This window comes from Tardiphaga sp., from assembly GCF_044340795.1.
Lineage (GTDB): Bacteria > Pseudomonadota > Alphaproteobacteria > Rhizobiales > Xanthobacteraceae > Tardiphaga.
Genome location: NZ_JBIISY010000051.1, coordinates 22,576 through 32,496, shown reverse-complemented (window position 1 = coordinate 32,496; position 9,921 = coordinate 22,576). Strand labels below are relative to the sequence as shown.

Here is a 9,921-nt window from a genome sequence, read left to right as displayed (position 1 = left end):
CCATCGCCGCCCTTGATCGAGGACGGGAAGACCTCGATGTCGGTGCAGCCAAGCTCCTTCGCGAATGTCGTGATGTCGTCGCAGATGGCCTGATGGACATCGGCGTTCTTGATGATGCCGCGCTTGGACTGTTTGCGGTCGGCCTCGAATTGCGGCTTGATCAGCGCCAGCAGGCTCATGGGCGCGGCAGCCAGCGAGAGGGCGACGGGCAGCACGGCCTTCAGCGAAATGAAACTGACATCGATCACGACGACATCGGGTCGTGCGGGCAGGCGCTTGTTCTCAAAATTGCGGATGTCGGTCTCTTCCATCGAGACGATCTTGGGGTGGCCGCGCAGCGAGTGATGCAACTGGCTGGTGCCGACATCGATGGAGAACACCATGCTGGCGCCATTGGCGAGCAGCACTTCGGTGAAGCCGCCGGTGGAGGCGCCGACGTCGAGACAGACGTGATCCTCGATCTCGATCGGATAATGTTCGAGCGCGCCAGCGAGCTTGACGCCGCCGCGCGAGACCCAGGGATGCGCGGGCTCGGCTTCGATCGCGGCGTCAGGCAGCAAAAGCTCCGACACCTTGGCGACTTGCTTGCCATTGGCGATGACAAGCCCGGCCTCGATGGCGGCCTGGGCACGGGCGCGGCTCTCGAAGATGCCGCGTTCGACGAGAAGCGTATCGGCGCGCTTCTTCGCGGCCGCGGGTGAAGTCGATGATTTCGTCATGGTCAGTAGGATGCAGCGAGTTTCAGGCAGGCTTCGAAGCTGGTCAGGTCCTGCCACACATCGGCAGGGGCTTCGCGCGGGACGATCAGCGGCGAGCCGTAAAGGTCGAGCGCGTGCATCATCATGAGATTGTCGGTCAGGTCGAAATTCTCGACGGTCAGGCCGTCCTTGTCGGTCAGATGGCCGTCGCTGTCACTGATCTCGGTCATGCGACGCGTGCGATCCACGTAAGATGCGGGATCGTTGCTGTAGCCGAAGCACAGCTTGCCATGGCCGGCCATGAAGCCGAGCTCGAACACCGTGCCGGCGTCGGCGCTGGGACCGCGGAAGGGCGTGAGATTGGCGATGACGATGTCGCAGCGATTCATCATCGCTTCATTGCCATGGAAAATCTGCCGCGAGGCATCGCTCGCCGTCACGTCCACATCGTTATCGAGCGGGAAGAAACCATGGGCGCCGTAGCGCTTGCAGAGTGCAACCTTGCGCCGGCCGATCTCGGCGGCGTTGGGCAGGAAGACGTCGGGGCCAGCGAGATAGATGTTCATGAAGTCCCCGTCGTAATCGCGAAGCGGGCCGACTTTGACGCGTCAATTCAGACGAGAACGAGGCGATCCGGGCGCGTCGGCTCGATTGCCTTCGTATCCCTCAGTTTGTCATCGCCCGGCTTGACCGGGCGATCCAGTACACACTGCACTGACTGAGTTTACTGGGTCGCCCGATCAAGTCGGGCGACGACAGAGAGTGTGTGGACAGATCAGGCGAGCTTGACGGTCTCGGCGGCAAAGTCCTTGCCGAGAGTCTCGAACACCTTCTTGACGATGCCCTTCGAGTCCAGGCCGGCCTGGGCATACATCGCGCCCGGGGTGTCGTGATCCTGGAAGATGTCGGGCAGCACCAGCGAGCGCATGCGCAGGCCACCGTCGAGCATGCCGTGCTCGGCCAGCGTGTGCATGACATGCGAACCGAAGCCGCCGATCGAGCCTTCCTCGATGGTGATCAGGATCTCGTGCTCGCGGGCGAGCTTGAGCAGCAGTTCGAGATCGAGTGGCTTCATGAAGCGCGCATCAGCGATGGTTGCCTGAAGACCGTGTGCGGCGAGTTCGTCGGCGGCCTTCTCGCATTCGGCGAGACGGGTGCCGAACGAGAACAGTGCGACCTGCTTGCCCTGACGGATGATGCGGCCCTTGCCGATTTCCAGCGGGATGCCGACTTCCGGCATCTCGACGCCGCGACCTTCGCCGCGCGGATAGCGCAGCGCGCTGGGCTGATCGTTGATGGCGACCTGGGTGGCGACCATGTGGACCAGTTCGGCTTCGTCGGATGCCGCCATGATCACCATGTTCGGCAGACAGCCGAGATAGGCATTGTCGAACGAACCGGCATGGGTTGCGCCGTCGGCACCGACAAGGCCGGCACGGTCGATGGCGAAACGCACGGGCAAATTCTGGATCGCCACGTCGTGGACGATCTGGTCATAGCCGCGCTGCAGGAAGGTCGAGTAGATCGCGCAGAACGGCTTGTAGCCTTCGGTGGCGAGGCCGGCCGCGAAGGTCACCGCATGCTGCTCGGCGATGCCGACATCGAACGTGCGGGCCGGGAAGGCCTTGTTGAAGATGTCGACGCCGGTACCCGACGGCATGGCCGCGGTGATGGCGACGATCTTGTCGTCCTTCTCGGCTTCCTTGACGAGGCTCTGGCCGAACACGTTCTGATAGGCCGGGGCGTTCGGCTTGGACTTCGACTGGGTGCCGGTGGCAACGTCGAACTTCACGACCGCATGATATTTGTCGGCGGCAGCTTCCGCCGGACCATAGCCCTTGCCCTTCTGGGTCACGACGTGAACCAGGATCGGGCCGGTTTCCATGTCGCGGACGTTCTGCAGCACGGGCAGCAGGTGATCGAGGTTATGACCGTCGATCGGGCCGACATAATAGAAGCCGAGTTCTTCGAACAGCGTGCCGCCATTGTTCATGAAGCCGCGCGAATATTCCTCGACGCGCTCGGCACGATCGGCGATCAGCTTCGGCAGATGCTTGCCGAGCTGCTTGGCGGCATCGCGCAGGCCGCGATAGGTCTTGCCCGAATACATGCGCGACAGATAGGCTGACATGGCGCCGACCGGCGGCGCGATCGACATGTCGTTGTCGTTCAGGATGACGATCAGGCGGGAATTCATGGCGCCGGCATTGTTCATGGCTTCGTAAGCCATGCCTGCCGACATCGAGCCGTCACCGATCACGGCGATAACATTGTTCTTGCCACCCGAGAGGTCGCGCGCCACGGCCATGCCGAGGCCCGCCGAGATCGAGGTGGACGAATGCGCAGCACCGAACGGATCGTATTCGCTCTCGCTGCGCTTGGTGAAGCCCGAGAGGCCACCAGCGGTACGCAAGGTCCGGATGCGATCACGACGACCGGTGAGAATCTTGTGCGGATAGGCCTGATGCCCGACGTCCCAGATGATGCGGTCGCGCGGCGTATCGAAAACATAGTGGAGCGCGGTGGTCAGCTCGACCACGCCGAGGCCGGCGCCGAAATGGCCGCCGGTGGTGGACACGGCATCGATGGTCTCCTGACGCAGCTCGTCGGCGACCTGACGCACCTTCTCGACCTTCAGCTTGCGCAGATCTTCCGGAGTCCGGATGGTATCGAGCAGCGGGGTCTTACTAAAATTGGTCACGGCACTATTCCAATTTGACATGTCCGGGATTGCGGTAGCATCCGGTTCGTCGCGCGAAGGCGTCAGACGGTTCGGACTAGCGCAGCCCCCGGAACCGGGAAGCTTGTTTCGAGGCCTTATAATGGGCTTCGATTTTTCGTCGTGGTATCTAGCATGCTTGAAAGCTTCTTCATCCGAACATTTTCGTCAGATGGTTGAAGCGCTTATCACCGTTAACGCCCGGCATTGCGGCCCGGTTGCCTCACGGTGAACCTTGTCCCTTTACACCAAAGCCTCTGCCAAAGCCAACCATGGTGGAGGCTCGGGTTCCCGCTGCACATTCGCGCAGCGTGTGTCAGCCGATCCGTCGAGCCGCGGTTGGGGTGCCGTCCGACGAGGCCGAAATGGCGCTTCTTTGACCCAAATCAAGCGTCTTCCATGCATTTTCGCGGGTCGTAGGGTCTCCATCCACCAATGCAAGGGTTGCAGCAGGCTGCGCCACACGCTCGCGCAATGGAACCGGGCCGCAGACGATCATGAAAAAATCGTAGGCATGCGGCCGTTCATTGGCCATCACGAACTGGAAATGGACGCGGAAGAATTTCCAGCGGAACCGGTTGTAGTGCTCGGGGCGGATGATCTCCCGGAACCGAACCGGTACGATGGTCGGGTTCAGCTTCGCGCCGCCGACATCGATTCCATGGCCGGAGATCGGGTCGAACGGATAGAAATTCATCACGTCCTTGCGGGACTGACAGTCAATCCAGTCGATCGATGGCTCGGTGGCCAACCGCCGCAGATTGTCGCGAAAGCCGGCCGCGGCCTTGTGAAAGCCGACGATCGGCATGTTGCCGCCGAGGGTGAGCAGGACGATGCGCGGTCCACGGCGCCCGAGACCGGGATCGAGCTTCAGCGCCCGTGCCAAGATTTCCGAGCCGAGGAACGAGCCGGAGCTGTGGCCGACCAGCACGATTTCCTGCGCATCGGAATTCTGCGCCACCTTCACCAGATGCCGGGCAAAGCGGTCGATGCGGGCGTCCCATTCGGGCCGGTTACCGTGGGAGAATTGCCAGGTGAAAATGGTGTCGGCCATCAGATAGAGCAGATAGGTCCGCTCTTCCGTGTATTTGACCAGTGAGCCGAGCGCGGCGATGAAGACGGCCGCTGCCGCGCAGCCGACCAGGAAGCCGTGCACGCCGAGTGTCTTCAGCCCCCATGCCACCAGCCAGGCGGCCGCGGCCGACCAGATCGCCTCGTTGAGCAGCACGAAATGCGGCCAGCTGATGAAGGTGGCGAAACGCCAGTGGGCACGCCAGAACCGCCCCATGGTGCCGGAAAACACCAGGCCCCAATAGATCAGCATGCCGTGGATGGCGGTGCGCCAGATCGGCGCAGCGAGATCGCGCTGGATCAGGTCTTCCCAGCGCAGGAAGTCGTAATTGGTCTTGGTCTGCCAGCCGTCACCGGACGTTTCGATGGTCCATCCTGCTGATTCATGGGCAAATTCGCCGGGAGCATGCTCCTTCGGGCGGCCGACCGTGGTGGTCAGCCCATAGAGACGACCGAACTTGCGCAGTTCGGTGCGGAACATACGGTAATATTGCGCGAGGCCCCGTGGGTCGTATCCCTGCACATAGATGACATGACGGTGCTGGACGCGCACGCTGGTTCCCCGAACTGACAGCGGACTATAACAGGCCGCGCCAAGCGCCAAGCGCTAAAATCGACGCGCATACGCCGGTGGTGGGTTGTGCCGTCGGGACAATGCGCCCGCTTACTGGACGTCGAGCGGCTCCGTGCCGACCGGCTGGCCGTTCTGGTCCGTCGTGATCTTGTCCACCCGCGCTTCGGCCTGGCGCAACAATTCGTCGCAACGGCGCTTCAGAGCCTCGCCACGTTCATAGATCGCGACCGATTCCTCGAGCGGCACCTTGCCCTCTTCGAGGCGACGCACGATCGATTCCAGCTCTTCGATCGCCGTCTCAAAAGTCAGCTTCTTGACGTCGGCGTGGGTGTTCTCAGCCATTCGATCTTCCGTGCGTTCGAGACGCATGATTCTATAAAGATGTTTGCGGGCGCAATGTGGCGGCCCGGTTGCACTGCACGCGAGCTAGATCGGTGCTTGCTTGCCCATCAGTTCGGTCACGTGGGCCGCAACCGATTCCTGGAGGCCCTGCAGATCGTAGCCGCCCTCGAGCACCGACACAACGCGACCGCCCGCGGTCTGGTCGGCGAGATCGAGCAGTTTTCGCGTCACCCAGCCGAAGTCCGCGGCGTCGAGTTCGAGCGAGGCGAGGGGATCGCGGCGATGCGCGTCGAAGCCGGCAGAGATGATGATCAGCTCTGGGGAGAATTTCTGAAGCTGCGGCAGGATGAGGTTATCGAAGGCTGCGCGGAATTTGGCGCCGCCATCGCCGTCGCGCAGCGGCGCGTTGACCACGGTGTCATGCTCGCCGCGCTCCTGCGTGGCGCCGGTGCCGGGAAACAGCGGCATCTGATGCGTCGAGCAATACATCACGCTCTTGTCGGCCCAGAAGATTTCCTGCGTGCCGTTGCCGTGATGGACGTCGAAATCGACCACCGCAGCACGGCCGATGCCGTAAGTGCGTTGCGCGTAGCGTGCCGCGATGGCGACCTGATCGAAAAAGCAGAAGCCCATCGCCTTGTTGCTCTCGGCGTGATGGCCCGGCGGGCGCGTCGCCACGAAGGCGTTGGCGTGCTCGCCCTTCATGACGGCGTCAGTGGCAGCGATGGCGCCGCCGACGCCACGCATCACGGCTTCCCAGGTACCGGGCGACAGCGATGTGTCACCATCGATGTAAACGAGACCGCTGGCCGGGGCGATATGGCGCAGCTCATCGATATAATGATTGTCGTGGCACAGACTGACATGATCGAGGCTGCCTTCCGGCGCCTCGGCCCGCACCAATGCATCGAATCTGGGATCGCCAAGCGCCTTCGCCACCGCACGGATGCGGTCCGGCCGTTCGGGATGGCCAGGCGGCGTGAGGTGATCGAGCGAGGCCTGATGCGAGAGAAGAAGTGTCATGCAAATGATCCCGGCGCGGGAGAGGTCCGCTGCGACAACCTAGCGCGTCGGGGAGGGTTCCGATAGGTCTCTCGACCTGTTGCGCGTGGCCGCACATTTGCGAAGGAAAGGCCGGCTCAATCCGGCAGCTCGTTGACCTTGCCGACCCAGGTGCGCACATCGGCAAGGACTTGCGGCAGCAGCGCGCGCACCTGCTGGACGGTCATGCCCGCCTTGATGCGGGGATCGTAGAGGATGTTCAGCAGATACTGGTCGTAGATATCAAAAAAGCCCATCGAGACATTGTCGTTGAACATCGTCCACGGCACCGAATTGGTGTCGTTGATGGGGCCGAGCGACTGCAGCATTTCCTCATAGGCACAGTCGTAGAAGGTGAAGTCGCCATTGTCGGTGGTGAGGATCACATCCGAGCGTTCGATCTCGAACTGGTCGTTCTTGCGAAAGCCCGACAGGCATTGCGGATCCAGCGAGCTGCGAATCTCGTTGGCGCGATCCTGACCGTAGAATGCTGTCAGCGTGGGATAGAGCTCGCGATCGCGCACGAGCTTCACGGTGACATTCGCTTCGGCCGCATTGTCGACGACGGCGATATTCAGATGTTGCACGCGCCGTCCGATATCGGCGACCACCTTGCCGATCTGCTTCTTGCGCAGTGCGGTGCCGCCGTCGATCACCACGCGTACCGGCGTCTCGTATTTGCGGATGCGATCGACACGGCCAGCGAGATGATATTCGGCGCCGAAGGCGGTCTTCAGGAAGCCGTCGATGATCTGGCTGTCGGTGAAGCTCTTCTTCTGATGCTTCTGATGCGCAGCAATGATCGCCGGCTCACCGGCGCCTGCAGGAAAGGGAAGGCTGACGGCAAGGAAGCTCAGGCTCGCAATGACAAGGAGGGCAGACCTGCGAGCGCATTGTAAAGGAGAAGGGTGCATTGCACCTAAACTCGCGCACAACGCGCAAGGGCGCAAGGGTTCAATGGTCGCGCCCACGTATAAGTGAAAAGTTGCAGAATGAGGGCCCGCCGATGGCGGGGCCCTCATCGCGATCGATCAGTTCTTGACGATGACCGTCGCGCCGACGGCGACGCGGTTGTAGAGGTCGGTGACGTCTTCATTGGTCATGCGGAAGCAGCCCGAAGAGACGGCCTGGCCAATGGTCTCCGGCTCGTTGGAGCCGTGAATACGGTACAGCGTCGAGCCGAGATAGATGGCGCGGGCGCCGAGCGGATTGTCGGGTCCACCTTCCATGAAGCGCGGCAGGTCGGGGCGGCGGCGCAGCATCTGTGCCGGCGGAGTCCAGCTCGGCCATTCCTTCTTGGCGGTGACACGGTGCACGCCGCCCCAGCGGAAGCCGTCGCGGCCGACGCCGATGCCGTAGCGCAGGGCGCTGCCGCCGGGCTGCACCAGATAGAGACGGCGCTCGGCGGTGTTCACCACGATGGTGCCAGGGGCGTAATTGCTCTGGAAGCCAACGGTTTGACGCGGAATCGGGCTCGCGCTGTTGCCGCCACCATTTCCGAAATTGGAGAAGAAGTTCGAAAGTGAGGGGGTGTCATCAACGACGAAATCGGATTGGGCCGGCTGGTTGCGGACACGGGCTTCAGCGGGCATGGCAACCGCGATCAATGCGGCTGCGACGGACAGGGCGGCAACGATGCGCTTCATGGACTCCTCACCAGATGGAATTTGAGCCGCAGAGTGGCCACAATTCATGCTGCTGCGCAACCCACGGCTTGGTGAGAGCTGCTCCAGGTGCAGCGGCGGCCTTGCGCAATCGCCCGGCTTCCACCGCTTGCCGCGCATGTCTCTCAGCGAAGCGTTGCGCCTGCCCCCTTTGACGCGCCCGCCGAACAATGGTTGATCAACTCCGCGATTACGCAGTCAACTTGGAGCTGGATGATGAACGGTGCGGAGAGCCTGGTACGGACATTGGTGGCAGGCGGTGTGGATGTCTGTTTTGCCAATCCGGGAACGTCGGAGATGCATTTCGTCGCGGCGCTCGACCGTGTCGAAGGCATGCGCTGCGTGCTCGGCCTGTTCGAGGGCATCGTGACTGGTGCTGCGGATGGTTACTACCGCATGAAGGGCACCCCGGCCTCGACGCTGCTGCATCTCGGCCCCGGCCTCGCCAACGGCCTCGCCAACCTGCACAATGCCAAGAAGGCCAATTCGGGCATCGTCAACATTGTCGGCCAGCACGCCGTCTACCACATCGAACACAATGCGCCGCTGACCTCGGACATCGAGGGCCTCGCCCGCCCGATGTCGCAGTGGGTGCGCACCTCGCCGAGCGCCAAGACCGTGGCCGCTGATGGCGCCGCCGCGATCGCTGCCGCCAGCGGCGCGCAGGCGCAGATCGCCACGCTGATCCTGCCGGCCGACACCGCCTGGAACGAGGCCGACGGCATCGCCAAGGTGCCCGCCCCGGAGCAGCGCGCCAATTTCCACGCCCCGGCGGTCGACACCGCGGCCAAGCTCGCCAAGGAGGGCGAGACCACGCTGCTGCTGCTGACCGGTTCGGCGCTGACCGAGCAGGGCCTGGCGCTTGCCGAGCAGATTGCTGGCAAGACGGGCTGCAAGGTCATCAGCCAGACCTATAACCCGCGCATGGCCCGCGGCCGCGGCCGCTTCTTCGTCGAGCGCGTACCCTACGTGGTCGATTCGGCGCTGCCGGTGCTGAAGAACTTCAAGAACATCGTTCTGGTCGAAGCCAACGATCCCGTTGCCTTCTTCGCCTATCCGAACAAGCCGAGCGTGCTGAAGCCGGAAGGCTGCAACGTGCACCGCATGACCGCCAATGGCGAGAACTCGGTCGCTGCGCTCGAGGCTCTCGCGAGCGCCGTCGGCGCCAAGCCGTCGGACGTCAAGCCGCAGAAGCATGCTGAACTGGTCAAGCCGACTGGCAAGCTGGACCACGCGTCGGTGGCCGCCGCCATTGCGCTGGGCATTCCCGAGAATGCCATCGTCATCGACGAGTCGATCACCACCGGCCGTGGCTTCTTCGCCCCGACCGCTGCCGCGGCTCCGCATGACTGGCTGCAGAACATGGGCGGCTCGATCGGCTTCTCCACCCCCGTCGCCGTCGGCGCTGCGGTGGCCTGCCCGGACCGCAAGGTGATCTGCATGGTCGGCGATGGCTCGGCCATGTACACGCCGCAGTCGCTGTGGACCCAGGCCCGTGAAAACCTCGATGTCACCACCGTCGTTTTTGCGAACCGCAACTATCAGATCCTGAAGGGCGAGTTCGACAATGTCGGCGCCGGTGCCATGGGCAGCCGCGCGCTGGACATGCTGACGCTCGACCGTCCGCATCTCGACTGGGTGTCGCTGGCCAAGGGCATGGGCGTCCCCGGCGTGGCTGTGTCGACCGCCGAAGAGTTCAGCAAGGCTCTCGCGGACGCCAATGCAGCGCAGGGTCCGAAGCTGATCGAAGTGCTGATGTAAGCGCTACGCCGTAGCAGCTGAGAAAAACGAAAGGCTCCGGAGTGATCCGGA

At 62.9% G+C, this 9,921-nt stretch carries 9 protein-coding genes; 1 reads left to right on the top strand and 8 read right to left on the bottom strand.

Going from position 1 to position 9,921, the window contains the following annotated elements; translation table 11 throughout:
- From ACIQ17_RS11155 to ACIQ17_RS11120, 8 genes are all read right to left on the bottom strand, one after another.
- Positions 1–719 (bottom strand): TlyA family RNA methyltransferase (locus ACIQ17_RS11155; protein WP_398468426.1); only part of this gene is annotated, 719 nt, incomplete at its 3' end.
- Between the two features lie 2 nt (positions 720–721).
- Positions 722–1,264: a nucleoside 2-deoxyribosyltransferase gene (locus tag ACIQ17_RS11150; protein ID WP_398468424.1), complete on the bottom strand. Its 543-nt coding sequence runs from the start codon at positions 1,262–1,264 to the stop codon at positions 722–724.
- 209 nt (positions 1,265–1,473) lie between these two features.
- A complete protein-coding gene (gene dxs / locus ACIQ17_RS11145) occupies positions 1,474–3,399 on the bottom strand; it encodes a 1-deoxy-D-xylulose-5-phosphate synthase (RefSeq protein ID WP_398468422.1) in 1,926 nt (641 codons plus the stop codon).
- Between the two features lie 334 nt (positions 3,400–3,733).
- A complete protein-coding gene (locus ACIQ17_RS11140) occupies positions 3,734–5,041 on the bottom strand; it encodes a hypothetical protein (RefSeq protein WP_398468420.1) in 1,308 nt (435 codons plus the stop codon).
- 111 nt (positions 5,042–5,152) lie between these two features.
- A complete protein-coding gene (locus ACIQ17_RS11135) occupies positions 5,153–5,404 on the bottom strand; it encodes an exodeoxyribonuclease VII small subunit (protein ID WP_398468418.1) in 252 nt (83 codons plus the stop codon).
- Positions 5,405–5,488: 84 nt separating this feature from the next.
- Positions 5,489–6,427 (bottom strand): histone deacetylase family protein, encoded by a 939-nt coding sequence (locus ACIQ17_RS11130; protein ID WP_398468416.1) that lies wholly within the window; start codon positions 6,425–6,427, stop codon positions 5,489–5,491.
- Positions 6,428–6,543: 116 nt separating this feature from the next.
- Positions 6,544–7,359 (bottom strand): DUF2927 domain-containing protein, encoded by an 816-nt coding sequence (locus ACIQ17_RS11125; RefSeq protein ID WP_398468414.1) that lies wholly within the window; start codon positions 7,357–7,359, stop codon positions 6,544–6,546.
- Between the two features lie 117 nt (positions 7,360–7,476).
- Positions 7,477–8,091: a L,D-transpeptidase gene (locus ACIQ17_RS11120; protein ID WP_398468412.1), complete on the bottom strand. Its 615-nt coding sequence runs from the start codon at positions 8,089–8,091 to the stop codon at positions 7,477–7,479.
- 234 nt (positions 8,092–8,325) lie between these two features.
- Between ACIQ17_RS11120 and ACIQ17_RS11115 the strand changes: the two genes are divergently transcribed.
- Positions 8,326–9,870 carry an acetolactate synthase large subunit gene (locus tag ACIQ17_RS11115; protein WP_398468409.1) on the top strand — a complete coding sequence of 515 codons (1,545 nt, stop codon included), beginning with the start codon at positions 8,326–8,328 and terminating at the stop codon, positions 9,868–9,870.
- Positions 9,871–9,921 lie beyond the last annotated feature (51 nt).